The sequence below is a fragment of the Pseudomonas sp. WOUb67 genome (genome assembly GCF_050058005.1).
GTDB classification, from domain to species: domain Bacteria; phylum Pseudomonadota; class Gammaproteobacteria; order Pseudomonadales; family Pseudomonadaceae; genus Aquipseudomonas; species Aquipseudomonas putida_R.
Genome location: NZ_CP170112.1, coordinates 908,304 through 932,826 on the forward strand (window position 1 = coordinate 908,304; position 24,523 = coordinate 932,826).

The 24,523-nt window shown below is 64.1% G+C and carries 19 protein-coding genes; 14 read left to right on the forward strand and 5 right to left on the reverse strand.

Annotated features, from left to right (window positions below; translation table 11 throughout):
- Positions 1-16: 16 nt before the first annotated feature.
- The 9 genes from pepP (at position 17) to gcvP (ending at position 11,966) form a co-directional block, all read left to right on the forward strand.
- Positions 17-1,351 (forward strand): Xaa-Pro aminopeptidase, encoded by a 1,335-nt coding sequence (pepP, locus tag ABOC32_RS04080; protein WP_426810200.1) that lies wholly within the window; start codon positions 17-19, stop codon positions 1,349-1,351.
- A complete protein-coding gene (gene ubiH, locus ABOC32_RS04085) occupies positions 1,348-2,547 on the forward strand; it encodes a 2-octaprenyl-6-methoxyphenyl hydroxylase (RefSeq protein ID WP_426810201.1) in 1,200 nt (399 codons plus the stop codon). Before pepP ends, ubiH begins: the two co-directional genes overlap by 4 nt.
- Complete coding sequence (locus ABOC32_RS04090) at positions 2,544-3,026, forward strand: DUF4442 domain-containing protein (RefSeq protein ID WP_016489741.1); 483 nt, start codon at positions 2,544-2,546, stop codon at positions 3,024-3,026. The genes ubiH and ABOC32_RS04090 overlap by 4 nt, the downstream gene beginning before the upstream one ends.
- A gap of 9 nt (positions 3,027-3,035) precedes the next feature.
- Positions 3,036-4,253 (forward strand): 2-octaprenyl-3-methyl-6-methoxy-1,4-benzoquinol hydroxylase, encoded by a 1,218-nt coding sequence (locus ABOC32_RS04095; protein ID WP_426810202.1) that lies wholly within the window; start codon positions 3,036-3,038, stop codon positions 4,251-4,253.
- 220 nt (positions 4,254-4,473) lie between these two features.
- Positions 4,474-5,475 carry an extracellular solute-binding protein gene (locus ABOC32_RS04100; protein WP_284353045.1) on the forward strand — a complete coding sequence of 334 codons (1,002 nt, stop codon included), beginning with the start codon at positions 4,474-4,476 and terminating at the stop codon, positions 5,473-5,475.
- 160 nt (positions 5,476-5,635) lie between these two features.
- Positions 5,636-7,258 carry an ABC transporter permease gene (locus tag ABOC32_RS04105; protein ID WP_426810203.1) on the forward strand — a complete coding sequence of 541 codons (1,623 nt, stop codon included), beginning with the start codon at positions 5,636-5,638 and terminating at the stop codon, positions 7,256-7,258.
- A 123-nt stretch (positions 7,259-7,381) separates the two neighbouring features.
- Positions 7,382-8,464: a glycine cleavage system aminomethyltransferase GcvT gene (gene gcvT / locus ABOC32_RS04110; protein WP_426810204.1), complete on the forward strand. Its 1,083-nt coding sequence runs from the start codon at positions 7,382-7,384 to the stop codon at positions 8,462-8,464.
- A 51-nt stretch (positions 8,465-8,515) separates the two neighbouring features.
- Positions 8,516-8,899, forward strand: a complete 384-nt coding sequence (gene gcvH / locus ABOC32_RS04115) for a glycine cleavage system protein GcvH (RefSeq protein ID WP_426810205.1) — start codon at positions 8,516-8,518, stop codon at positions 8,897-8,899.
- A 193-nt stretch (positions 8,900-9,092) separates the two neighbouring features.
- Positions 9,093-11,966 (forward strand): aminomethyl-transferring glycine dehydrogenase, encoded by a 2,874-nt coding sequence (gene gcvP / locus ABOC32_RS04120; protein ID WP_426810206.1) that lies wholly within the window; start codon positions 9,093-9,095, stop codon positions 11,964-11,966.
- Between the two features lie 119 nt (positions 11,967-12,085).
- Here the strand turns inward: gcvP and ABOC32_RS04125 are convergent, their stop codons facing one another.
- From ABOC32_RS04125 to ABOC32_RS04135, 3 genes are all read right to left on the reverse strand, one after another.
- A complete protein-coding gene (locus ABOC32_RS04125) occupies positions 12,086-12,400 on the reverse strand; it encodes a DUF2388 domain-containing protein (protein ID WP_060493205.1) in 315 nt (104 codons plus the stop codon).
- Between the two features lie 88 nt (positions 12,401-12,488).
- Positions 12,489-14,162, reverse strand: coding sequence for a GspE/PulE family protein (locus ABOC32_RS04130; RefSeq protein WP_426810207.1), 1,674 nt, complete (start codon positions 14,160-14,162; stop codon positions 12,489-12,491).
- A 216-nt stretch (positions 14,163-14,378) separates the two neighbouring features.
- Positions 14,379-14,684: a hypothetical protein gene (locus tag ABOC32_RS04135; RefSeq protein ID WP_426810208.1), complete on the reverse strand. Its 306-nt coding sequence runs from the start codon at positions 14,682-14,684 to the stop codon at positions 14,379-14,381.
- Between the two features lie 126 nt (positions 14,685-14,810).
- Here ABOC32_RS04135 and ABOC32_RS04140 point away from each other — a divergent pair, with 126 nt between their 5' ends.
- Positions 14,811-15,281, forward strand: coding sequence for an Lrp/AsnC family transcriptional regulator (locus tag ABOC32_RS04140; protein ID WP_043198918.1), 471 nt, complete (start codon positions 14,811-14,813; stop codon positions 15,279-15,281).
- 172 nt (positions 15,282-15,453) lie between these two features.
- On the opposite strand, the gene ABOC32_RS04145 is transcribed toward ABOC32_RS04140, so the two are convergent.
- A complete protein-coding gene (locus ABOC32_RS04145) occupies positions 15,454-16,821 on the reverse strand; it encodes a CYTH domain-containing protein (RefSeq protein WP_426810209.1) in 1,368 nt (455 codons plus the stop codon).
- Between the two features lie 115 nt (positions 16,822-16,936).
- On the opposite strand from ABOC32_RS04145, the gene argE reads away from it, so the two are divergent.
- On the forward strand, positions 16,937-18,079 hold the full coding sequence (gene argE / locus ABOC32_RS04150) for an acetylornithine deacetylase (protein ID WP_426810210.1): 1,143 nt from the start codon (positions 16,937-16,939) through the stop codon (positions 18,077-18,079).
- Between the two features lie 124 nt (positions 18,080-18,203).
- Positions 18,204-19,502: an amino-acid N-acetyltransferase gene (gene argA, locus ABOC32_RS04155; protein ID WP_043198913.1), complete on the forward strand. Its 1,299-nt coding sequence runs from the start codon at positions 18,204-18,206 to the stop codon at positions 19,500-19,502.
- A 149-nt stretch (positions 19,503-19,651) separates the two neighbouring features.
- On the opposite strand, the gene ABOC32_RS04160 is transcribed toward argA, so the two are convergent.
- Positions 19,652-21,028, reverse strand: coding sequence for a glutamine synthetase family protein (locus ABOC32_RS04160; protein WP_043198911.1), 1,377 nt, complete (start codon positions 21,026-21,028; stop codon positions 19,652-19,654).
- A 574-nt stretch (positions 21,029-21,602) separates the two neighbouring features.
- Here ABOC32_RS04160 and ABOC32_RS04165 point away from each other — a divergent pair.
- Positions 21,603-22,961, forward strand: a complete 1,359-nt coding sequence (locus tag ABOC32_RS04165; RefSeq protein WP_043198908.1) for a glutamine synthetase family protein — start codon at positions 21,603-21,605, stop codon at positions 22,959-22,961.
- A gap of 48 nt (positions 22,962-23,009) precedes the next feature.
- Entirely contained in the window at positions 23,010-24,371 is a 1,362-nt protein-coding gene (locus ABOC32_RS04170) for an aspartate aminotransferase family protein (protein ID WP_426810211.1), read from the forward strand.
- The last annotated feature ends 152 nt before the right edge of the window (positions 24,372-24,523 follow it).

Genomic DNA, 24,523 nt, shown 5'->3' on the forward strand with positions numbered 1-24,523 from the left:
CGGGGGTAGTCTGCCCATGAGCCACATTCCCAAGGGCGAGTATGCCCGTCGGCGCAAGGCGCTGATGGCGCAGATGGTCCCCAACAGCATCGCCATCCTGCCCGCCGCCGCGGTTGCCATCCGCAACCGCGACGTCGAGCACGTGTACCGCCAGGACAGCGACTTTCAGTACCTCAGCGGCTTTCCGGAGCCTGAGGCGGTCATTGCACTGATCCCGGGGCGTGAACATGGCGAATACGTGTTGTTCTGCCGTGAACGCAACCCGGAGCGCGAGCTGTGGGACGGGCTGCGGGCCGGCCAGGAAGGCGCGGTGCGCGATTTCGGCGCCGACGATGCCTTCCCCATCACCGACATCGACGAAATCCTGCCGGGGCTGATCGAGGGCCGCGAGCGGGTATACAGCGCAATGGGCAGCAACCCCGAGTTCGATCGGCGGCTGATGGACTGGATCAACGTGATCCGCTCCAAGGCCCGCCTGGGCGCGCAGCCGCCGAACGAGTTCGTTGCGCTGGATCATCTGCTGCACGACATGCGCCTGTATAAATCGGCAGCGGAAGTGAAGGTGATGCGTGCCGCCGCGGCCATCTCGGCGCGTGCCCATGTGCGGGCCATGCAGGCCTGCCGGGCCGGGCTGCACGAATACAGCCTGGAAGCCGAACTGGACTACGAGTTCCGCAAGGGCGGGGCGAAGATGCCGGCCTACGGCTCGATTGTCGCGGCCGGGCGCAATGGCTGCATCCTGCACTATCAGCAGAACGATGCACCGCTCAAGGATGGCGACCTGGTGCTGATCGACGCCGGCTGTGAAGTCGACTGCTACGCCAGCGACATCACCCGTACCTTCCCGGTCAGCGGGCGGTTCTCGCCCGAGCAGAAGGCCATCTACGAGCTGGTGCTCAAGGCCCAGGCCGCAGCGTTTGCCGAGATCGCCCCGGGCAAGCACTGGAACCACGCCCATGAGGCGACCGTGCAGGTGATTACCGAAGGCCTGGTGGAACTGGGCCTGCTCACCGGCGATGTGCAGGCGCTGATCGACAGCGAGGCCTACCGCGCCTTCTACATGCACCGTGCCGGGCATTGGCTGGGCATGGATGTGCACGACGTGGGCGAGTACAAGGTGGGCGGCGAGTGGCGGGTGCTGGAGCCCGGCATGGCGCTGACCGTCGAGCCGGGCATCTACATAGGCGCCGACAATCAGGCCGTGGCCAAAAAATGGCGCGGCATTGGTGTAAGGATCGAGGACGACGTGGTGGTGACCAGGCAAGGTTGTGAAATCCTGACTTCGGGTGTGCCGCGCACGGTTGCCGAGATCGAGGCGCTGATGCAGGCCGCCCGCAAGGACGCGGCATGAACCGCGTGAACCTGGCGATCATTGGCGGGGGCCTGGTGGGCGCTAGCCTTGCGCTGACCCTGCAGGCCGGTGCCAAGGCGCGCGGCTGGAAGATCCTGCTGATCGAGCCGTTCGCCCCTGGCGACAGCTTCCAGCCCAGCTACGATGCGCGTTCTTCGGCGTTGTCGTTCGGCACCCAGCAGATCTACCAGCAGCAGGGCCTGTGGCAGGCCATCGGCCGCCGTGCCGAGCCGATCCGGCAAATTCATGTGTCCGACCGTGGCCGTTTCGGCGCCACCCGCCTGGATGCCCAGGAAGAGGGCGTACCGGCGCTGGGTTACGTGGTGGAAAACGCCTGGCTGGGCCAATGCCTGTGGCAAGGGCTGGACAGCGACGTGGTGAGCTGGCGCTGCCCGGCGGAAGTGACCTCGATGCAGGCCATCGAAGGCGGTTACCGCCTGCGGTTGAATGACGAGACCCAGCTGGACTGCGACCTGGCAGTACTGGCCGACGGTGGCCGGTCTGGCCTGCGCGAGCAGTTGGGCATTCACGTGCGCCACACGCCCTACCAGCAGAGCGCGTTGATCGCCAACATCACCCCCGGTGAGGCTCACGGCGGCCAGGCGTTCGAGCGCTTCACCGAAGAAGGCCCCATGGCCCTGCTGCCGTTGCCGGAAAACCGCTGTGCGCTGGTGTGGACCCGCCAGGGCATGGATGCGCGGCGCCTGGCCGATATCGACGAGCGCAGCTTCCTGCGTGAGCTGCAAGGCGTGTTTGGCTATCGCCTGGGCGCGTTGCGCCAGGTCGGCGCACGGCACCTTTACCCCCTGTCGCTGATCGAGGCTCAGGAGCAGGTGCGCCCGCACCTGGTGGTGCTGGGTAATGCCGCGCACAGCCTGCACCCCATTGCCGGCCAAGGCTTCAACCTGTCGCTGCGCGATGTACAGTCGCTGGCCGAGGCGTTGCTGGCCGGCCCGCAGCAGCCTGGCGACCTGGCCACGCTGCAGGCATACGCCCAGCGCCAGCGTCTGGACCAGGCCATGACCATCGGCTTTTCCGACCAGGTCACCCGCCTGTTCGGTAGCAATCAGCCGTTGCTGGCTGCCGGGCGTAACCTCGGCCTGCTCGGGCTCGACCTGCTGCCGCCGGCCAAAAGCTGGTTCGCCCGCCAGGCCATGGGCCTGGGCACCCGCCCCGATCCGCGGGGGCAGGCATGAGCAACCCGCGTAAACTGGCACGGCGTGCGCGCATGTTGCGCTGGATGCTGAACCTCTACCCGCCGTACCTGGGGGCGGGCATCCGCGTGCAGTCCATCAGCCCCGACCTGCGCAGCGTCAAGGTGGCGATGAAGCTGACCCGCTGGAACCGCAACTATGTCGGTACCCAGTTTGGCGGCAGCCTGTATTCGATGGTCGACCCGTTCTACATGCTGCTGCTGATCGAGCAGTTGGGCCGCGACTACATTGTCTGGGACAAGGCCGCCAGCATCGATTTCATCTCGCCGGGCAAAGGCCCGGTGTACGCCGAATTCCACGTCGATGACGCGCTGCTGGACGACATCCGCCAGCAGACCGCCACCGGCAAGAAGTGCCTGCCGCGTTTGCAGGTCGATATCCGCGATGGCGCCGGCGAGCTGGTGGCGCGGGTCGATAAAACCCTATACGTGCGGCTCAAGCCGCAAGCGAGGCTGGCGTAAGGCATGGAAATGCGCGCAGATCTGTTGATTGTCGGTGCCGGTATGGTCGGCAGCGCACTGGCCCTGGCGTTGCGCCACAGTGGCTTGCAAATCCTCTTGCTCGATGGCGGCCCGCTGACGGTCAAGCCCTTCGACGCCCAGGCGCCCTTCGAGCCACGTGTCAGCGCGCTGTCGGCGGCCAGCCAGCGCATCCTCGAGCGCCTCGGCGCCTGGGACGGTATTGCCCAGCGGCGTGCCACGCCGTATTCCGACATGCATGTGTGGGATGGCAGCGGCACCGGGCAGATTCACTTCTCGGCCGCCAGCGTGCATGCCCAGGTGCTTGGCCATATTGTCGAGAACCGGGTGGTGCAGGATGGCCTGCTGGAGCGCCTGCACGACAGCGACATCGGCCTGTTGCCCAACGCGCGGCTGGAGCAGCTGCGTCGCTCGGGTGACGAATGGCTGCTGACCCTGGCGGATGGCCGGCAGCTGCGGGCACCGCTGGTGATCGCCGCCGACGGTGCCAATTCTGCCGTGCGGCGCCTGGCCGGTTGCGAAACCCGCGAATGGGATTACCTGCACCATGCCATCGTCACCAGCGTGCGTTGCAGTGCCGGGCACCAGGGCACGGCCTGGCAGCGTTTCACCGATGAGGGGCCGTTGGCCTTCCTGCCGTTGACCCGTGATGGCCAGCAGGATTGGTGCTCGATTGTGTGGTCGACTACCCCGGAGCATGCCGAGCAGTTGATGGCGCTGGATGAAACCGCCTTCCTGCAGGCCCTGGAGCGGGCCTTCGAGGGGCGCCTGGGTGACGTGCTGCAGGCCGACCCGCGGGTGTGCGTGCCGCTGCGCCAGCGCCACGCCAAGCGCTATGTGGACGAAGGCCTGGCTTTGATCGGCGATGCTGCGCACACCATTCACCCGCTGGCGGGGCAGGGTGTGAACCTGGGCTTTCTCGATGCGGCGGTGCTGGCGGAGGTGTTGGTCAATGCCTGTGAGCGTGGTGAGCGGCTGGCGGATGTGAAGGTGTTGAGCCGTTACGAGCGGCGGCGCATGCCGCACAACCTGGCGCTGATGGCGGCCATGGAGGGCTTTGAGCGGTTGTTCCAGGCCAACCCGCTGCCGTTGCGCTGGTTACGTAACAGCGGGTTGAAACTGGTGGAGCAGATGCCCGAGGCCAAGGCGGTGTTTGTGCGCCAGGCGCTGGGGCTTTCCGGGGATCTGCCAGATTTGGCCAAGGCCTGAGGACCGTACGCGATTCCTTGTAGGAGCAGCCTTGTGCTGCGAAGAGGCCAGTGAAACCTGCCAATTTTGCCCGAATGGCTGCTGGCCCTTTCGCAGCACAAGGCTGCTCCTACAAAGGGCGGTGCAAGCTCTGCAACATCCGGTAACTGCTAGGTAGATGAGCCGGAAAATGGGATTCACTACCATTCGCACCTCTCAAACGATCCGAGGAGTGCTTCACATGTTGCCACGCAAGCCCCTACTGGCCGCCCTGGCCCTGACCCTGTTCGGCGGCACTGCCCAAGCGGCGGACGAAGTGGTGGTGTACTCCTCGCGCATCGACGAGCTGATCAAGCCGGTGTTCGACGCCTATACCGCCAAGACCGGGGTCAAGATCAAGTTCATCACCGACAAGGAAGCCCCGCTGATGCAACGCATCAAGGCCGAGGGCGACAACGGCGTGGCCGACCTGCTGCTGACCGTCGATGCCGGCAACCTGTGGCAAGCCGAGCAGATGGGCATCCTGCAGCCGATCAAGTCCGACATCATCGACCAGAACATCCCGTCGCAGTACCGCGCCTCGTCCCATGACTGGACCGGCCTGAGCCTGCGCGCCCGCACCATCATCTACTCCACCGAGCGGGTCAAACCCGAGGAGTTGAGCACCTACGAAGCCCTGGCCGACAAACAGTGGGAAGGTCGCCTGTGCCTGCGTACGGCGAAGAAGGTGTACAACCAGTCGCTCACCGCCACCCTGATCGAGACCCATGGCGAAGCGAAAACCGAGCAAATCGTCAAAGGCTGGGTCAACAATCTGTCCACCGACGTGTTCTCCGACGACAACGCGGTGATCCAGGCCATCGAGGCCGGCCAGTGCGACGTGGGCGTGGTCAACACCTACTACTACGGCCGCCTGCACAAGCAGAACCCGAACCTGCCGGTGAAGATCTTCTGGCCCAACCAGGGTGACCGTGGCGTGCACGTGAACCTGTCGGGTATTGGCCTGACCAAGCATGCGCCACACCCGGAAGCCGCGAAAAAGCTGGTGGAATGGATGACCGGTGAAGAGGCGCAAAAGCTGTTCGCCGACATCAACCAGGAGTTCCCGGCCAACCCGAAGGTAAAACCTTCTGAGGAAGTGGCGGCATGGGGCAGCTTCAAGGCTGACAGCATTCCGGTGGAAATTGCCGGCAAGCGCCAGGCTGAAGCCATTCGCTTGATGGATCGGGCTGGCTACAACTAAGCACCAGGCTTTATCCTTCCGGGGCCTTTCAGGGCCTCTTCGCGGGTGAACCCGCTCCCACAGGTACAGCGCAAGTCTTGAAGATGGCGCGGTCCCTGTGGGAGCGGGTTCACCCGCGAACGACCGCGCAGCGGTCGCCATCGCAACCGAGAATCAAGCCTTGCCCCACACCCCCCAACGCCGCTGGTACCTCCCGGTCTCCCTGATCGCCGCCCTGGTGCTGCTGCCCCTGAGCGTCCTGCTGTTGTCCTGGCAGTCGATCGACATGCAGATCTGGTCGCACCTGCTCGACACCCAGATGAGCCGCCTGTTGGGCAATACCCTGACGCTGGTAGTGGGCGTAGGTATCGGCGTCACCGTACTGGGCGTGAGCCTCGCCTGGCTCACCAGCCTCTGCGAGTTCCCCGGGCGGCGCTGGCTGGACTGGGCGCTGATGCTGCCGTTCGCCATTCCGGCCTATGTGCTGGCGTTTGTCTTCGTCGGCCTGCTGGACTTCGCCGGCCCGGTGCAAAGCGCCCTGCGTGAGGTGTTCGGGCCGATGCGCCTGCCGCGGGTGCGCTCCACCGGCGGGGTGATCATCGTACTGGTGCTGGTGTTCTACCCCTACGTCTACCTGCTGGCGCGCACGGCCTTCCTGGCCCAGGGCAAAGGCCTGATGGAAGCGGCGCGCGTACTCGGGCTATCGCCCCTGCAAGCGTTCTGGCGCGTGGCCTTGCCCATGGCGCGGCCGGCGATCGGCGCCGGCATTGCCCTGGCCTTGATGGAAACCCTGGCCGACTTCGGCGCGGTGGCCGTGTTCAACTTCGACACCTTCACCACCGCCATCTACAAGACCTGGTACGGCTTCTTCAGCCTGTCCAGTGCAGCCCAGCTGGCCAGCCTGCTGTTGCTGGCCGTGATGCTGGTGCTGTACGGCGAGCGCCGTGCCCGTGGTGCCAGCCGCAGCGGCAACGAGCGGCCGCGGGCGCAGGCGCTGTATCACCTGCGCGGGGTTAAGGCGTTGCTGGCCAGTGGCTGGTGCCTGCTGGTGTTTGCCTGCGCCTTCGTCATCCCGCTGCTGCAGCTGCTGGTGTGGTTCTGGCAGCGCGGCCGGCATGACCTGGACGAGCGCTATGTCGGCCTGGTGTTGCACACCCTGTACCTGGGCAGCATGGCGGCACTGGTCACGGTGAGCGTGGCGCTGGTGCTGGCCTTTGCCCGGCGCCAGGCGCCGACGGGTGGGATCCGCGCCGGGGTCGGCCTGGCCAACCTGGGCTATGCCTTGCCCGGCTCGGTGCTGGCAGTGTCGATCATGCTGGCCTTCAGTTACCTCGATAATCACCTGGTCATCCCGCTGTCCGGCTGGCTGGGCGGGGCAGGCAAGCCGCTGCTGCTGGGCAGCCTTGCGGCCTTGTTGCTGGCCTACCTGGTGCGCTTCATCGCCGTGGCCTACGGGCCGCTGGAAAGCAGCCTGGAGCGTATCCGCCCGTCACTGCCCGAGGCATCCCGCAGCTTGGGCGTGGGTGGGCCCAGATTGTTTTTCAAGGTGTATCTGCCGCTGCTGGTGCCCGGCGCCCTCAGCGCCGCCCTGCTGGTGTTCGTCGACGTGCTCAAGGAGATGCCGGCCACCTTGCTGATGCGACCGTTCGGCTGGGACACCTTGGCGGTACGGGTGTTCGAGATGACCAGCGAGGGCGAATGGGCACGGGCCTCGCTGCCCGCATTGACGCTGGTGCTGGTGGGCCTGCTGCCGGTCATCGGCCTGATCCGCCGTTCGGCATATCGACCCGGTCACAGTCACTGAGGGTGCCAGCCTGCGTCCTTGCGGCTACAATGCGCGGCATTCGCGCGGTGGGTCCTACAAGAAGAGCTGACGATCAAACGTCATCGACCGCCGCCGCTTCGCCACGCCCGGAAGGAGAAACCCATGGGACAGCGCACGCTTTTGTATGACCTGCACCTGGCGCTTGGCGCCAAAACGGTCGATTTCGGTGGCTGGGACATGCCCCTGCACTATGGCTCGCAGGTCGAGGAGCACCACCAGGTGCGCAGCGATTGCGGGGTTTTCGATGTTTCCCACATGACTGTGGTCGATGTCGATGGCAGCGACGCCACCGCCTGGTTGCAACGCCTGCTGGCCAACGACGTGTCCCGCCTCGAGGCAACCGGCAAGGCGCTGTACAGCCCGCTGCTCAACGAGCAGGGCGGGGTGATCGACGACTTGATCGTCTACCGCACGGAAAACGGCTACCGCCTGGTCACCAACGCCGCCACACGGGCCAAAGTGCTCGATTGGCTGCAACAGCAGCGGGCCGGTTTTGCCGTGGACTTCCAGGCCCGCCCCGACCTGGCCATTCTCGCCATCCAGGGCCCGCGTGCCCGCGAAAAGGTGGCAGCCCTGCTCAGCCCCGCGCGCGCAGCACTCATTCGCGAACTGCGCCCGTTCGAAGGCGTCGCCGAGGGCGACTGGTTCATTGCCCGCACCGGGTATACCGGTGAAGATGGCCTGGAGATCATCTTCCCGGGCGATCAGGCGGTGGCATTCTTCAACGACCTGGTCGGCGCCGGCATCGCCCCCAGTGGCCTCGGCGCCCGCGACACCCTGCGCCTGGAAGCCGGCATGAACCTTTACGGCCAGGATATCGACGAAGCCCACACCCCGCTGACTTCCAACCTGGGCTGGAGCATCGCCTGGGAGCCGGCCGAGCGCGACTTCATCGGCCGCACCGGCCTGCTGGCAGAAATTGAACAGGGTGTGCAGGAAAAACTGGTCGGCCTGGTGCTGGAAGAGCGCGGCGTGCTGCGTGCCCACCAGGTGGTACGTGTGGCCGGGATTGGCGAAGGGGAGATCACCAGTGGTAGTTTCTCTCCTACGCTGAGCAAGTCCATTGCCCTTGCGCGCGTACCCATGGCTACCGGTGACCGGGCCGAGGTGGAAATCCGCGGCAAATGGTACCCGGTGCGGGTGGTCAAACCGACGTTCGTGCGCCACGGCAAAATCCTGATCTGAATATTTATTAACCGGCGGGCGTACCGCTGAGCCAATCGAGGAATTCAAGACATGAGCAATATCCCCGCCGACCTGCGTTTTGCCGAAAGCCACGAGTGGGCTCGCCTGGAAGCCGACGGTAGCGTGACCGTGGGTATCAGCGACCACGCCCAGCAAGCCCTGGGTGACGTGGTGTTCGTCGAGCTGGCTGAAGTCGGCAAGGTATTCGCCGCTGGCGATGCGGCCGGTGTGGTCGAGTCGGTCAAGGCCGCTTCCGACATCTACGCCCCGATCGGTGGCGAAGTGATCGCGGTCAACGAAGAACTGGCCGACAGCCCGGAGCAGCTCAATGAAGAACCTTACGGTGCTTGGATCTTCAAACTGAAGCCAAGCAACCCGGCCGAGCTGGACAAGTTGCTGGATGCCGCTGGCTACGCCGCCGCTATCGGCGAGTAAGACCGCGTGGCCCTCTTCGCGGCTAAAGCCGCTCCCACAGGTACTGCACCGCATCTAAGTCCGGTGTGATCCCTGTGGGAGCGGCTTTAGCCGCGAAGAGGCCGGGCCTGCAAACAAGATTCCCCGCAGAATCGGCAATCCTTCCTAGACTTATAAGTCTCCATGAGACCTGGTCTAGGAAGAGAGCGTCGTCATGTCCCAGTCGCCATCCCTGCATCAACTGCAAGAGCTCAACCCTTTCCTGCGTCGCCATCTGGGCCCCGATGCCGCAGAGCAGCAGGCCATGCTCAACGTGTTGGGTGTTGCCAGCCGCAACGAGCTGATCGAGCAGACCGTACCGCCAGACATCCGCCTCAATCGCCCCCTCGACCTGCCCGCAGCGCTGGACGAGCAGGCCGCCCTGGCCAAACTCGCCGGTTACGCCGAGCAGAACCAGGTGTGGACCAGCCTCATCGGCATGGGCTACCACGGCACCATCACCCCCACGGTCATCCTGCGCAACGTGCTGGAAAACCCCGGCTGGTACACCGCCTATACGCCGTATCAACCCGAAATCGCCCAGGGCCGGCTAGAGGCGCTGCTGAACTTCCAGCAAATGGTCGTCGACCTCACCGGGCTGGCCCTGGCTAACGCCTCGCTGCTCGATGAAGCCACCGCCGCCGCCGAGGCCATGGCCCTGGCCAAGCGGATGGCGCGCAACAAGAGCAACGCCTTCTTTGCCGACCAGCATTGCCACCCGCAGACCCTGTCGGTGTTGAAGACCCGCGCCGAGGGCTTTGGCTTCGAACTGATCGTCGACGCTGTGGATAACCTTGGCAAACACGCGGTGTTCGGCGCGTTGCTGCAGTACCCCGACACCCACGGCGAGGTGCGCGACCTGCGCCCGTTGATCGACCACTTGCACAGCCAGCAGGCGCTGGCCTGCGTGGCTGCCGACCTGCTCAGCCTGGTGGTGCTGGCGCCCCCCGGCGAGCTGGGCGCCGATGTAGTACTGGGCTCGACCCAGCGCTTCGGCGTACCGATGGGCTACGGTGGCCCTCACGCGGCTTACTTCGCCTGTCGCGATGACTACAAGCGTGCAATGCCGGGGCGCATCATTGGCGTGTCGCGCGATGCCCGTGGCAACACGGCGCTGCGCATGGCCCTGCAAACCCGCGAGCAGCATATCCGCCGCGAGAAGGCCAACTCCAACATCTGCACGGCCCAGGTGCTGTTGGCCAACATTGCCGGCTTCTACGCGGTGTACCACGGCCCTGAAGGCCTGCAACGCATCGCGCAGCGCGTGCACCGGCTGACCTTTATCCTGGCGGCTGGCCTTGAAGCCAAAGGCATCCAGCGGCTAAACCAGCATTTCTTCGACACCCTCACTTTAGATGTCGGCGGCGCCCAGGCGGCCATCATCGAAAGTGCCGAAGCCGCGCATATCAATTTGCGCATACTTGGCCGCGGGCACCTGGGCGTCAGCCTGGATGAAACCTGTAACGAGCACACGGTGTTGCGCCTGCTCGACATCTTCCTCGGTGTGGACCACGGCCTGGAGATCGCTGCCCTCGATCAGTTGGCCCTGCCCGAAGGCATTCCTGCCGGCCTGGTGCGGCGCACGCCGTTTCTCGCTCACCCGGTGTTCAACCTGCACCACAGCGAAACCGAGATGCTGCGCTACCTCAAGCAGCTGGAGAACAAGGACCTGGCCTTGAACCAGTCGATGATCCCTCTGGGGTCGTGCACCATGAAGCTCAACGCCACCAGTGAGATGATCCCCATCACCTGGCCCGGCTTTGCCCAGATGCACCCCTTTGCCCCGGCCGCCCAGGCCACGGGCTACAAGGCGATGATCGACGAGCTGGAACGCTGGCTGTGCGCAATTACCGGCTTCGACGCCATCTGCATGCAGCCCAACTCCGGTGCCCAGGGCGAGTACGCAGGCCTGATGGCCATTACCCGCTACCATCGCAGCCGCCACCAGCCACAGCGCACGCTGTGCCTGATTCCGTCGTCTGCCCACGGCACCAACCCGGCATCCGCGCAAATGGCGGGCATGGAGGTGGTGATCGTGGATTGCGACGAGCACGGCAACGTCGACCTGGCCGACCTCAAGGCCAAGGCCCACGCGGCCGGGCAGCGCTTGTCGTGCCTGATGGTCACGTACCCGTCCACCCACGGGGTGTACGAAGAGGGCATTCGCGAAATCTGCGAAGTGGTCCATCAGCACGGCGGCCAGGTGTACATGGATGGCGCCAACCTCAATGCCCAGGTGGGCCTGACGCGTCCGGCCGACATTGGTGCCGATGTCTCGCACATGAACCTGCACAAGACCTTCTGCATCCCCCACGGCGGTGGCGGCCCAGGCATGGGGCCGATCGGCATCCGCGCGCACCTCACACCGTTCGTCGCTAGCCACCCGGTGGTACCGGTGCCCGGCCTGGACCCGAACAACAGCGCGGTCAGCGCTGCGCCCTGGGGCAGCGCGAGCATCCTGCCGATCAGCTGGATGTACATTGCCATGATGGGGCCGCAGCTGGCCGATGCCAGCGAGGTGGCGATCCTATCGGCCAACTACCTGGCCAGCCAGCTGGGCGGCGCCTTCCCGGTGCTCTACCGCGGGCGCAACCAGCGGGTGGCGCATGAGTGCATCCTCGACCTGCGGCCGTTGAAGGCACTGACTGGCATCAGCGAGGAGGACGTGGCCAAGCGCCTGATGGACTATGGCTTCCACGCACCGACCATGTCATTCCCGGTGCCGGGCACACTGATGGTCGAGCCGACCGAAAGCGAGTCGAAGGCCGAGCTGGACCGGTTCGTCGAGGCGATGCTGGCGATTCGTGCAGAGATTGGCGAGGTGCAGGAGGGCAACTGGCCGGCGGAGAACAACCCGCTCAAGCATGCGCCGCATACCCTGGCTGATGTGCTGGGGGTGTGGGACAGGCCCTACAGCCTGGAGCAGGCGGTGGCGCCCAGTGCTCACGTGCGCCAGCACAAGTACTGGCCGGCGGTGAACCGGGTCGACAACGTGTATGGGGACAGGAACCTGTTCTGTTCGTGTGTGCCGGTGGAGGCTTACCGCTAAGATCGGTGTGGCTTCATCGCCGGCAAGCCAGCTCCCACAGGTACTGCACAGGCCTGGAGGGCGGTGCGATCCTGTGGGAGCTGGCTTGCCGGCGATCGGGGGCGAAGCCCCCGCAGCGGTTATTCGGCTACCGCATTCTTGGCCAGGATGGCATTGGCCAACTCCATGTCGGAAGCCTGCATCCCTGGGTTCTCTGCCCGCGCCTGGCGCATGGCCGCTTCCAGGAACGGCCCGCGGATCGCACCTTCGCTGGCGACGAAGCTGCTGGCGTCATCCTGCGCGGCCACGACCAGTTTGTGATCCCGCGAGGTCAGGTAGCTCGATGCCGTGGTAGCACCGGAAGTCATCACGTTACGCCAGAAGGTATCGGCCATGGCCGAGCCGATAGGCAGCGAGAGCAAGGCAGCGGCGGCGATGGCGGTTTTGAGACGCATGTTGAAACACCTCGAAGGGTGAGGGTTGAAGATGCGCCGTTGGATCTTTCCGGGCAAGGCAAGTTCCTTGAATACAAAGGACTTTTCGTCAGTTGCAGACGCGCAGCACTTCTTCCGCTCGGGTCAGCCCGCAAGCCACTTTGGCCTCGCCGCAACGGCGCAGGTCAACCAGGCCGTCGGCCAGCGCCTGGCGCCGCAAAAGGGTCAGGTCGGCGTTCGGGCCAATCAACGCACGCAGGCTTTCGCTGGGCTGCAGCAGTTCGAACAGGCCGGTGCGCCCATGAAAGCCGGTGCCACGGCAGGTTCGGCAGGTTGCTGATGCATTCGCCTGGCAGTCCGGGCACACAGTGCGCACCAGGCGCTGGGCCATGACCCCGACCAGTGTGGCCTTGATCAGGTAGTCGGCCACACCCAGCTCTTGCAGGCGGGTGATTGCGGCGCAGGCGTCGTTGGTATGCAAAGTCGACAGCACCAGATGCCCGGTCAGGGCTGCCTGCACCGCCACCAAGGCCGTTTCGCGGTCGCGGATTTCGCCGACCATGATGATGTCCGGATCCTGGCGCAGCATGGCCCGCACGGCGCTGGCAAAACCCAGGTCGAGTGCGGGCTGCACCTGCAACTGGTTGAAGGCGGGCTCCAGGCGCTCGATCGGGTCTTCGATGGTGCACAGGTTGACCTGCGGCGTGGCCAGCAGCTTGAGGCTGGCGTACAGCGTGCTGGTCTTGCCGGAACCGGTGGGGCCGGTGACCAGGATGATGCCTTGGCGCTGATGCAGCAGGCCTTGCCACTGGGCCAGCTGCGGCCCCTCCAGGCCGAGGCGCTCGAAGCCCTCGTGCAGTTGGTGCGGGTCGAACAGGCGCAGTACCAGCTTTTCGCCGAACGGGGTCGGCAGGGTCGACAGCCTTAGCTCCACGTCGCCGCCACCCGGTAGCCGGCTTTGCAGGCGGCCGTCCTGCGGGCGGCGCTTTTCTGCAACGTCCATGCGGCCCAGGTGTTTCAGGCGGCTGACCAGTGCCAGGGTGACACCGGCGGGGAAGGCATACACGGTGTGCAGCAGGCCATCGATGCGGTAGCGCAACTGCCCCTGTTCGCGCCGGGGTTCCAGGTGGATATCGCTGGCGCGCTGTTCAATGGCGTACTGCAGCAGCCAGTCGACGATATGCACGATGTGCGCGTCGTCGGCGCTGGCCTCGGCCTGGCGCTTGCCCAGCTCCAGCCATTGTTCGAGTTCGCCCAGGCTGGTCGATTGCTGGTGCTGTGCGCCCTTTACCGACTGGGCCAGGCGGTGAAACGACTGCCCTGACTGGCGAATCTGCATCGGGTTGGCCAGCACGCGGCGAATCGGCCGACCCAGGCTGCGCGCAAGGTCAGCCTGCCAGTCGTCCTGGTAGGGCTGGGCGCTGGCGACGGTGATGCCGGAGGGATCGTCGGCGACGATGAGGATGCCATGGCGCTGGGCGAAAGCGGGGGATACCAGGCCGGCGACCTGGGGCAGGTCGAGTTGCATGGGGTCGATGCGCAGGTAGGGTTGGCCGACCTTGTTGGCCAGCCATTGACAGAGGGGGTCCAGGTCCAGCAGTCGGCCGGGTTGGCGGCGGTCTTCCAGGCCGCAGGCGGCGATTTGCTCAAGCGGGTGGCCGGTGGCGTGGGCGGCGGCGTGTTCGAGTACTTGCAGGGCGTCGGTGGCGTGCAGGTACTTGTCTGTGAGCAGGGCCTGGAGCACGCGCTTGAGGTCGAGTGCGGGGTTGTCGGGGGTGTGCATGGTTGGCGTCCGTGCCTGATGGGGAGGTGCTGATCAAGGCTAGCCGGGCGGTGGAAGGGCATCGGAGGTGAAGGGTTTCGGGGTTTTGCAGCGCTTGTGCTGGCCTCTTCGCGGGTAAACCCGCTCCCACAGGTACTGCACAGGATCCAAGGTCTGCGCGATATCTGTGGGAGCGGGTTTACCCGCGAAGAGGCCGGTACAGCCGCAGCAGAGGGCTCAGACCACCGCCAACGCCACCCGCTGGGCATTGCTCAGGCTCACTTCACCCACACACACCAGGTTACGCAGTTTCTGCGCAATCACCTCGGCCCGGTGCCAGCTCAGGCCGCCAATGCCGACTTCGATATCCAGCCAGTCATCCTGCTGGCTGACGTGCACGCTGTGCGGGGTCAGGAACTGCAGGGCAAACAGGTTGAGCACGCGGCACAGGCTGTCGGGCTCGGCGTCGGCCTGCAGGCGATAGTGCACGGTGCTGTGGGCGTTGCTGGCGGCCCAGGCGTCGGTACGGGGCTGTGCGTTCATGCTGGTCTCCGCAAATGTGGGAGAAATTCTTGCACGTTGGCGGCGGCATTTTTTCGCTATGATTTGGTCATTTCGCTGTGTTGGCGAATTGATTGATTCAGATACAGGCTTTCAGGAGATTGAATAATGCACAGCGAGCTGGATGCTTACGACCGCCGTATTCTCGAACTGCTGCAAGAAGACGCTTCGTTGTCCAGCGCCCAGATCGCCGAGCGCGTGGGGCTGTCGCAATCGCCGTGCTGGCGGCGCATACAGCGCTTGAAGGAAGAGGGGGTGATTCGTGGGCAGGTGACCTTGCTGGACCGCAAGAAGGTCGGCCTGAACACGCAGATTTTCGCCGAGGTGAAGCTCAATGCTCACGGGCGCTCCAACTTTACCGAATTCACCGAGGCGATCCGCGGGTTTCCGGAGGTGCTGGAGTGTTATGTGCTGATGGGGTCGGTGGACTTCCTGCTGCGCATCGTCACATCGGACATCGAAGCTTACGAGCGCTTCTTCTTCGAAAAGCTGTCGAACGTGCCGGGCATTCAGGAAGTGAATTCGATTGTGGCGCTGTCGGAGATCAAGTCCACCACCAGCCTGCCACTGTCGCGGTAGGACACACATTGCAAGGCAGATGCGGTAAATGTAGGAGCAGCCTTGCGCTGCGAAGGGGCCTGTCTGACATGAAAAAATCTGTGGCAAAACGGGCCTCTTCGCAGCACAAGGCTGCTCCTACAGGGATTGCGTCCACCTGTAAGCCTTGTGCTGCGAAGAAGGCGACGCGGTATCAAGCCTTGAGCAGGTGCTTCCAGCCGCGGCTCTGGTCAACAGCCCGAGCCTGTTCGATACGGGCTTCCAGCACTTCATCGCTGATCGGCAGTTCGGCCAGCTCGTGCAGCTTCTTCAGGTCGCCATACAGGCGGTCCATCTGCGGCGCTTCCAGCACCTGGCGGGCGTGGTGCAGCCAGGCCAGCAGTTGCTCGATACGTGGCAGCTGCTCGGCCAGGTCTTCCGGGCGCTGGGTGTACAGCGGCAGCTTCAACGCCCGGCCTTCCTCGCCCAGCAGGTGTGCCAGCCAGCTGACCAGCTGCGCCTTGCCCTGGCGTTCGCCACGGCCTTTGCGCTCCACGGTCCAGGCACGGGCCAGCAACCAGCGCGATGTTTCCAGCGAGAACTGGCCCCAGCGCACGTCTTCCAGTTCTTCTGCGAACTGCTCGGGGGCGGCGCGGCGGATGTCTTCGTCATCGTTGCCTGCCTGCACCAGTGGGCGCCAGTCTTCCAGCAGGGCGTCGAGGCTGCTGCGCAGGTCGCGGGTGCTGGCACGCGGCGCGGCCTGGCCCAGGCTGGCAGTCAGGGCGCGCAGTTCGCTCAGGCACTCGACCCAGTCCTGCAGCAGGCGCCAGTGGCCGTTGTGGCGGTACTGCTCGGCCAGGCGCTGGCTGCTGCCCAGCAGCTGCCAGGCCAGTGCGGCGTAGGCGTCGTCCAGGGCCATTTCGGCTTCCAGCTCGGTGTGCGGCAGGCCCAGCTCGTAGCTGTCCGGCTCCAGCAGGCGGTAGCCACGCTCGGCCTTGCTGATGTCGCAGGGCATCAGCGGCAGGCTGGCGGCCAGTTCTGCGGCCAGCTCCAGCAGGGCTTGCGGGTCACCTTCGCGCAGTTCCAGCTCCAGCTCGCAGATCTCTTCCTTGCGCTTGCCGGCAATCACGAAGCCCTGGTCCAGCGCGGCCTCGATCACCACCTTGCTCTTGCCACGGCCCCAGGCGATTTCGGCGTATTCACGGCTGAAGTCGGTGGTGAACAGCGGCTTGATGGTTTTCTTGTCCAGGCCTGCCAGTTGCTCGGGCCAGCAGGTGGCGTCCAGCTTTTTCAGGTCGAGCTTGACCTTGTCCAGGTTCCATTCGTACTCATTGCGCTCGGACAGGCCGGCCACGCTGGTGCCGCGGCACTTGAGGGTCTGGATGACGGCATCGCCATCGCGGCGCAGGCGCAGGGCGACACGGGCGGCGGACAGCTCACGCTCGGGGGTGTCGAAGTACTGGTTGAGCAGTTCACGGGTCTGCCAGCCGGACTTGTTGCGCTTTTTCAGCAGAGGGTGCTCGCGCAGGGCGGCAAGGGTCTCGCGGCTGGCGCGGAGCTTCAGTTCGGTTTCTTTGTGCATCACAGACTCGAAAGAGGGGCGTGGTTGCCGGAGAGTCTACAGCAGTCCGCCGCCAACGGTTTATTCCAGACGGCGGATAGTCCTATGATGGGCAACGCTTCCGAGGAGTACGCGCATGCCGTTGCCGACGCTGAAAGACCAGTTTGCCGCCTTGATCGCCGCGCCTTCGGTCAGCTGCACCCAGCCCGCGCTGGACCAGTCCAACCGCCAGGTCATCGACCTGCTGGCCGGCTGGCTGGGCGACCTGGGGTTCACATGCGACATCCAGCAGGTCACGCCGGGCAAGTTCAACCTGCTGGCCAGCCGTGGCAGCGGCCCGGGTGGCCTGGTGCTGGCCGGGCACAGCGACACCGTGCCCTATGACGAACAACTGTGGGCCAGCGACCCGCTGAAGCTGACCGAGGTCGATGGCCGCTGGGTCGGCCTGGGCAGTTGCGACATGAAGGGCTTTTTTGCCCTGGTCATCGAAGCGGTCATCCCGCTGTTGGCGCACGACTTCAAGCAACCACTGCTGATCCTCGCCACCTGCGACGAAGAAAGCTCCATGTCCGGTGCCCGCGCCCTGGCCGAGGCTGGCCAGCCGCTGGGCCGTGCGGCGGTCATCGGTGAGCCTACCGGTTTGCGGCCGATCCGCATGCACAAGGGCATTCTCATGGACCGCATCGACATCCTTGGGCGCAGCGGCCATTCGTCGGACCCAAGCCTGGGCCGCAGCGCCCTGGAGGCCATGCATGCGGTAATGGGCGAGCTGATGGGCCTGCGCCAGCAATGGCAGCAAACCTATCGCAACCCACAGTTCACCGTGCCGACCCCGACAATGAACTTTGGCTGTATCCACGGCGGCGACAACCCCAACCGCATCTGCGGCCAGTGTGCGCTTGAATTCGACCTGCGGCCGCTGCCGGGCATGGATGTAGAGCAACTGCGCGCCGCCATTCGCGAGAAGCTGGTGCCCGTGGCCGAGCGCCATGATGTGCGCATCGACTACGCACCCCTGTTCCCGGAGGTGCCGCCGTTCGAGCAGGCTGCCGATGCCGAGCTGGTGCAAGTGGCGGAACGCCTGACCGGCCATCGCGCCGAAGCGGTGGCGTTCGGCACCGAAGCGCCTTATCTTCAGCAGCTGGGCTGCCAGACCATCGTGCTGGGCCCTGGCGACATCGCCTGTGCCCACCAGCCCGGCGAATACCTTGAAATGTCACGAATCGAGCCTACCGTGCGTCTATTGCGTGACCTGATCCGGCACTATTGCCTGCACTAAACGTCAATCGAGTTGATTCGTTCCTGCCTAGAGGAGACCGCGCGTGACCGCAAGCCTGTTCCGACGATGATCTTGAACGCCCCTTGTATCGCCGTTCTCCGTCCACTTATCCACAGGCCCTGTCATGCCCGACTACGTCAACTGGCTGCGTCATGCCTCCCCGTACATCAATGCCCATCGCGACTGCACCTTCGTGGTCATGCTCCCTGGCGATGGGGTGGAACACCCTAATTTCGGCAACATCGTCCACGACCTGGTGTTGCTGCACAGCCTTGGCGTGCGCCTGGTGCTGGTGCATGGCTCGCGCCCACAGATCGAAAGCCGCCTGGCCGATCGCGGGCTGACCCCGCACTACCACCATGGCCTGCGCATTACCGATGCCGCCACCCTGGACTGCGTGATCGATGCCGTTGGCGCCCTGCGCCTGGCCATCGAGGCACGCCTGTCGATGGACATCGCCGCGTCGCCGATGCAGGGTTCGCGCCTGCGCGTGGCGTCGGGCAACCTGGTCACCGCGCGGCCGATCGGCGTGCTCGAAGGGGTGGACTACCACCACACCGGTGAAGTGCGCCGCGTCGACCGCAAGGGCATCAGCCGCCTGCTCGACGAGCGTTCCATCGTGCTGCTGTCGCCGCTGGGTTACTCGCCCACCGGCGAAATCTTCAACCTGGCCTGCGAAGACGTGGCCACCCGTGCCGCCATCGAACTGGGGGCCGACAAGTTGCTGCTGTTCGGCGCCGAGCCGGGCCTGCTGGACGCGGACGGCAAGCTGGTGCGGGAACTGCGCCCGCAGCAGGTTGCCCCGCACTTGCAGCGCCTGGGCAGCGACTACCAGGGCGAGCTGCTGGACGCCGCCGCCGAGGCCTGCAAGGGCGGTGTGGCACGTAGCCACATTGTCAGTTATGCCGAAGACGGTGCGCTGCTGACCGAGCTGTTCACCCGTGGCGGTGGCGGTACACTGGTGTCGCAGGAGCAGTTCGAAGTGGTGCGCGAAGCGACCATCGAGGACGTTGGCGGCTTGCTGGAGCTGATCAGCCCGCTGGAAGAGCAGGGCATTTTGGTGCGCCGCTCGCGTGAAGTGCTGGAGCGTGAGATCGAGCAGTTCAGCGTGGTCGAGCGCGAGGGCATGATCATCGCCTGTGCGGCGCTGTACCCGATTGCCGATTCTGAAGCAGGGGAGCTGGCGTGCCTGGCGGTGAACCCGGAATACCGCCACGGCGGGCGCGGGGATGAATTGCTGGAGCGTATCGAGAGCCGGGCGCGGCAGATGGGGTTGAATACCCTGTTCGTGCTGACGACGCGAACGGCGCACTGGTTCCGCGAGCGCGGGTTTGCACCTAGCGGTGTGGAGCGGCTGCCCTCGGCGCGGGCTTCGCTGTACAACTACCAGCGCAATTCGAAGATTTTCGAGAAATCCCTGTAAACCTGTGCCGACCTCTTCGCGGGTGAACCCGCTCCCACAGGATCTTCACCGGACCTGAGGCTGGCGCGGTCCCTGTGGGAGCGGGTTTACCCGCGAAGCAGGCGACGCGGTCCGGAATGAAAAACGCCGCCCTTGTGGGCGGCGTTTTTTTACACGGTGTGAAGGTACCAGTTGTACTCGAGGTCGGAGATCGAGTGTTCGAACTCCTCCAGCTCGCTTTCCTTGCACGCGACAAAGATGTCGATGTACTTCGGATCGATGTACTTGTTGAGGATCTCGCTGTCGTCCAGCTCGCGCAGGGCATCGCGCAGGTTGTTCGGCAGGCTTTGCTCCAGCTGTTCGTACGAGTTGCCTTCGATCGGCTTGCCCGGCTCGATCTTGTTGGTCAGGCCATGGTGCACGCCGGCCAGTACGGCCGCCATCATCAGGTACGGGTTGGCATCGGCGCCGGCCACCCGGTGCTCGAGGCGCACGGCATCGGCAGAGCCTGTTGGCACACGCAGCGCTACGGTGCGGTTGTCCAGGCCCCAGCTTGGCGCGTTCGGTACATAGAACTGCGCGCCAAAGCGGCGGTACGAGTTGACGTTCGGGCAAAGGAACGCCATGGACGCGGGCAGGGTCTCGAGCACACCGCCGACAGCGTGACGTAGCGCGGCGTTCTGCTCGGGATCCTCGCTGGTGAAGATGTTGTTGCCATCTTTGTCCAGCACGGAAATGTGTACATGCAGGCCGTTGCCTGCCTGGCCCGGGTAGGGCTTGGCCATGAAGGTGGTGTCCATTTCATGGTCGTAGGCGATGTTCTTGATCAACCGCTTGAGCAGTACCGCGTAGTCGCAGGCCTTGAGCGGGTCGGGCACGTGGTGCAGGTTGACTTCGAACTGCGCCGGAGCGCTTTCCTTGACGATGGCGTCGGCCGGGATGCCTTGTTCTTTCGCGCCTTCAAGGATGTCCTGCAGGCAGTCGGCATATTCGTCGAGGTCGTCGATCAGGTACACCTGGGTCGACTGCGGGCGTTTGCCCGAAATGGGCGAGCGCGGCGGCTGTGGGCGGCCGTTCACGTTCTCCTGGTCGATCAGGTAGAACTCCAGCTCGAATGCAGCGCAGATGGTAAGGCCCAGCTCGTCGAACTTGCTCACTACCTGACGCAGCACTTCACGAGGGTCGGCGAAGAACGGCTCGCCTTCGATCTCGTGCATGGTCATCAGCAGTTGGGCAGTGGGGCGCTTTTGCCACGGCTCATTACAGAGCGTGTCGGGGATCGGGTAGCAGATGCGGTCAGCATCGCCGATGTCCAGGCCAAGCCCGGTGCTTTCGACGGTGGAACCGTTGATGTCCAGGGCGAAGAGGGAGGCCGGCAGGTTGATGCCTTTCTCGTAAACCTTGTGGAGGCTGGTGCGCTCAATGCGCTTGCCACGCACCACACCATTCATATCTGCAATCAGAAGGTCAACGTAGAGAACCTCAGGATGTTCCTTAAGGAACGCGTTCGCTTCGTTAAGCTGAACGGCACGCGGGGGTACCGACATGATGCAACACCTTTGTTGTTAAAAATATCAATCAAGGGGGGCTTGCAGGACCAGTCAATCGAAAAGCCCTACTGATGTCAAGCCAACCCAATGATGCCCTGAAATGGCACATCTACGGCAGATTTGCTGCATATCGGGGCGTGCCATTATCCGCTATTTCACGTGTGAAGGGCTATCTCAAGCGTACCGTCTTTTATTTTTTACGCGGGTGTTGTGTAAAAAAATGAACAAGGCTAAGCTCGGTCACAACCCAGAACACAATAATACGAGGGTCACATGGTCCGCTTGCCGCGACCTGAAAGCACTGCCTGCGCAGTGCCAACGGGTACCTCTGTCGTTTTTGCAAGCTTCGTCAATGGCGTGGTCGCCCTGGCCGCAATAATTGACGTTTGGCGCTCCTGGGCCTGCCCTCGTAGCGGCTTGCCGCCCTTCGCTTCGTCTTCCTGCCCTTCGAACTCATTACGGACACACTCGTTTTCAGTGTATCCACTGCGGCGCTGCGCGGGGGTTTTTGCTTTAGCAATCTACTCCATCCAGAATCAATGCGCGGCCCACCTTACCTCCTGAGGTATTTATGAGTAACAACCTCGACCAGCTCACCGATTGGTTGAAAGAGCACAAGATCACCGAAGTCGAATGCATGATCAGTGACCTGACCGGCATTACGCGCGGCAAGATTTCGCCCACCAACAAATTCATCGCCGAAAAAGGCATGCGCCTGCCCGAGAGCGTGCTGCTGCAGACCGTGACCGGCGACTACGTCGACGACGACATCTATTACGAATTGCTCGACCCGGCCGACATCGACATGATCTGCCGGCCCGACGAGAATGCCGTGTTCCTTGTACCGTGGGCCATCGAGCCTACTGCGCAGGTGATCCACGACACCTACGACAAGAAGGGCAACCCGGTCGAACTGTCGCCACGCAACGTCTTGAAGAAAGTCCTCCAGCTTTACGCAGACAAGGGCTGGCAGCCGATTGTCGCGCCCGAGATGGAGTTCTACCTGACCAAGCGCAGCGAAGACCCGGACTTCCCGTTGCAGCCCCCGGTAGGCCGTTCGGGCCGCCCGGAAACCGGCCGCCAGTCGTTCTCGATCGAAGCTGCCAACGAATTCGACCCGCTGTTCGAAGACGTCTACGACTGGTGCGAACTGCAGCAGCTGGACCTGGACACGCTGATCCACGAAGACGGCACGGCGCAGATGGAAATCAACTTCCGTCACGGCGACGCACTGCACCTGGCCGACCAGATCCTGGTGTTCAAGCGCACCATGCGCGAGGCGGCGCTCAAGCACAACGTGGCCGCCACCTTCATGGCCAAGCCGATGACCGGCGAGCCGGGCAGTGCCATGCACCTGCACCAGAGCGTGGTCGACGTCGCCACCGGCAAGAACATCTTCAGCAATGAAGACGGCAGCATGAGCGAGCTGTTCCTCCACCACATCGGTGGCCTGCAGAAGTTCATCCCCGAGGCGCTGCCGCTGTTCGCCCCGAACGTCAACTCGTTCCGCCGCTTCCTGCCCGACACGTCGGCGCCGGTGAACGTGGAGTGGGGCGAAGAAAACCGCACCGTCGGCCTGCGCGTACCGGATGCCGGCCCGCAAAGCCGCCGGGTCGAGAACCGCCTGCCGGGTGCCGACGCCAACCCATACCTGGCCATTGCTGCCAGCCTGCTGTGTGGCTACATCGGCATGGTCGAAGGCATTCAGGCCAGCGCGCCGGTACAGGGCCGTGGCTACGAACGCCGCAACCTGCGCCTGCCGCTGACCATCGAAGACGCCCTGGAACGCATGGAAAACAGCCGTGCGCTGGTGCAGTACCTGGGCAAGAAGTTCATCACCGGCTACGTCGCAACCAAGCGCGCCGAGCACGAAAACTTCAAACGCGTCATCAGTTCCTGGGAGCGTGAGTTCCTGCTGTTCGCTGTCTGATAAACCCTGGGGCCGCTGGAGCGCGGCTGTCGAACAACGGAGAAGCACATGAGCACCAACAACCCGCAAACCCGTGCATGGCAAACCCTGAGCGGGGAGCACCATCTCGCACCTTTCAGTGACTACAAGCAGCTGAAAGAGAAGGGGCCGCGCATCATCACCAAGGCCCAGGGGGTGCATTTGTGGGACAGCGAGGGGCACAAGATCCTCGACGGCATGGCGGGCCTGTGGTGCGTGGCGGTCGGTTACGGCCGTGAAGAGCTGGTGCAGGCGGCAGAAAAGCAGATGCGCGAGCTGCCGTACTACAACCTGTTCTTCCAGACTGCCCACCCGCCTGCACTGGAACTGGCCAAGGCCATTACCGATGTGGCGCCCGAGGGCATGACCCATGTGTTCTTCACCGGCTCCGGCTCCGAAGGCAACGACACCGTGCTGCGCATGGTGCGCCACTACTGGGCGCTGAAGGGCAAGCCGCACAAGCAGACCATCATCGGCCGTATCAACGGCTACCACGGCTCCACTTTCGCCGGTGCCTGCCTGGGCGGCATGAGCGGCATGCACGAGCAGGGCGGCCTGCCGATCCCGGGCATCGTGCATATCCCGCAGCCGTACTGGTTCGGCGAAGGCGGTGACATGACCCCGGATGCATTCGGTGTATGGGCGGCCGAGCAGCTGGAGCAGAAAATTCTCGAAGTCGGCGAAGACAACGTCGCCGCCTTCATCGCCGAGCCTATCCAGGGCGCCGGCGGCGTGATCATCCCGCCAGAAACCTACTGGCCGAAGGTGAAGGAGATTCTCGCCAAGTACGACATCCTGTTCGTTGCCGACGAAGTCATCTGTGGTTTCGGCCGTACCGGCGAGTGGTTCGGCTCTGACTACTACGACCTCAAGCCCGACCTGATGACCATCGCCAAAGGCCTGACTTCCGGTTACATCCCCATGGGCGGTGTGATCGTGCGTGACACCGTGGCCAAGGTGATCAGCGAAGGCGGCGACTTCAACCACGGCTTCACCTATTCGGGCCACCCGGTAGCGGCCGCGGTGGGCCTGGAGAACCTGCGCATCCTGCGCGACGAGAAAATTGTCGAGAAGGCGCGCACTGAAGCGGCACCGTATTTGCAAAAGCGTTTGCGTGAGCTGCAGGACCACCCGCTGGTGGGTGAAGTACGCGGCCTTGGCATGCTTGGCGCGATCGAGCTGGTCAAGGACAAGGCCACCCGCAGCCGTTACGAGGGCAAGGGCGTGGGCATGATCTGCCGCACCTTCTGCTTCGAAAACGGCCTGATCATGCGGGCGGTGGGTGACACCATGATCATCGCGCCGCCGCTGGTCATCAGCCACGCGGAGATCGACGAACTGGTGGAAAAGGCCCGCAAATGCCTCGACCTGACCCTTGAGGCGATTCGGTAAGCATTTGCTAGGCTAGCGATGTGACATTAAGTCGTTACAAGGCTCTGCTTTCCTTGAAACAGCGCCTTGTAACTTGCCAGACTAGCGACTGATTCAGTCGCCGCGCGCTCTGCACCGTAGGTCCTGGCTGCTGAACAGATGGCTAAATAAAA

Bases quoted from the DNA above. Each gene is read 5' to 3' on its own strand.
- ABOC32_RS04170 (WP_426810211.1), top strand. From the start codon at position 23,010: ATGAGCACCAACAACCCGCAAACCCGTGCATGGCAAACCCTGAGCGGG.
- ABOC32_RS04140 (WP_043198918.1), top strand. From the start codon at position 14,811: ATGCACAGCGAGCTGGATGCTTACGACCGCCGTATTCTCGAACTGCTG.
- ABOC32_RS04145 (WP_426810209.1), bottom strand. From the start codon at position 16,821: ATGCACAAAGAAACCGAACTGAAGCTCCGCGCCAGCCGCGAGACCCTT.
- pepP (WP_426810200.1), top strand. From the start codon at position 17: ATGAGCCACATTCCCAAGGGCGAGTATGCCCGTCGGCGCAAGGCGCTG.
- gcvP (WP_426810206.1), top strand. From the start codon at position 9,093: ATGTCCCAGTCGCCATCCCTGCATCAACTGCAAGAGCTCAACCCTTTC.
- ubiH (WP_426810201.1), top strand. From the start codon at position 1,348: ATGAACCGCGTGAACCTGGCGATCATTGGCGGGGGCCTGGTGGGCGCT.
- ABOC32_RS04095 (WP_426810202.1), top strand. From the start codon at position 3,036: ATGCGCGCAGATCTGTTGATTGTCGGTGCCGGTATGGTCGGCAGCGCA.
- ABOC32_RS04100 (WP_284353045.1), top strand. From the start codon at position 4,474: ATGTTGCCACGCAAGCCCCTACTGGCCGCCCTGGCCCTGACCCTGTTC.
- argA (WP_043198913.1), top strand. From the start codon at position 18,204: ATGCCCGACTACGTCAACTGGCTGCGTCATGCCTCCCCGTACATCAAT.
- ABOC32_RS04130 (WP_426810207.1), bottom strand. From the start codon at position 14,162: ATGCACACCCCCGACAACCCCGCACTCGACCTCAAGCGCGTGCTCCAG.
- argE (WP_426810210.1), top strand. From the start codon at position 16,937: ATGCCGTTGCCGACGCTGAAAGACCAGTTTGCCGCCTTGATCGCCGCG.
- ABOC32_RS04165 (WP_043198908.1), top strand. From the start codon at position 21,603: ATGAGTAACAACCTCGACCAGCTCACCGATTGGTTGAAAGAGCACAAG.
- gcvT (WP_426810204.1), top strand. From the start codon at position 7,382: ATGGGACAGCGCACGCTTTTGTATGACCTGCACCTGGCGCTTGGCGCC.
- ABOC32_RS04135 (WP_426810208.1), bottom strand. From the start codon at position 14,684: ATGAACGCACAGCCCCGTACCGACGCCTGGGCCGCCAGCAACGCCCAC.
- ABOC32_RS04090 (WP_016489741.1), top strand. From the start codon at position 2,544: ATGAGCAACCCGCGTAAACTGGCACGGCGTGCGCGCATGTTGCGCTGG.
- ABOC32_RS04125 (WP_060493205.1), bottom strand. From the start codon at position 12,400: ATGCGTCTCAAAACCGCCATCGCCGCCGCTGCCTTGCTCTCGCTGCCT.
- ABOC32_RS04160 (WP_043198911.1), bottom strand. From the start codon at position 21,028: ATGTCGGTACCCCCGCGTGCCGTTCAGCTTAACGAAGCGAACGCGTTC.
- gcvH (WP_426810205.1), top strand. From the start codon at position 8,516: ATGAGCAATATCCCCGCCGACCTGCGTTTTGCCGAAAGCCACGAGTGG.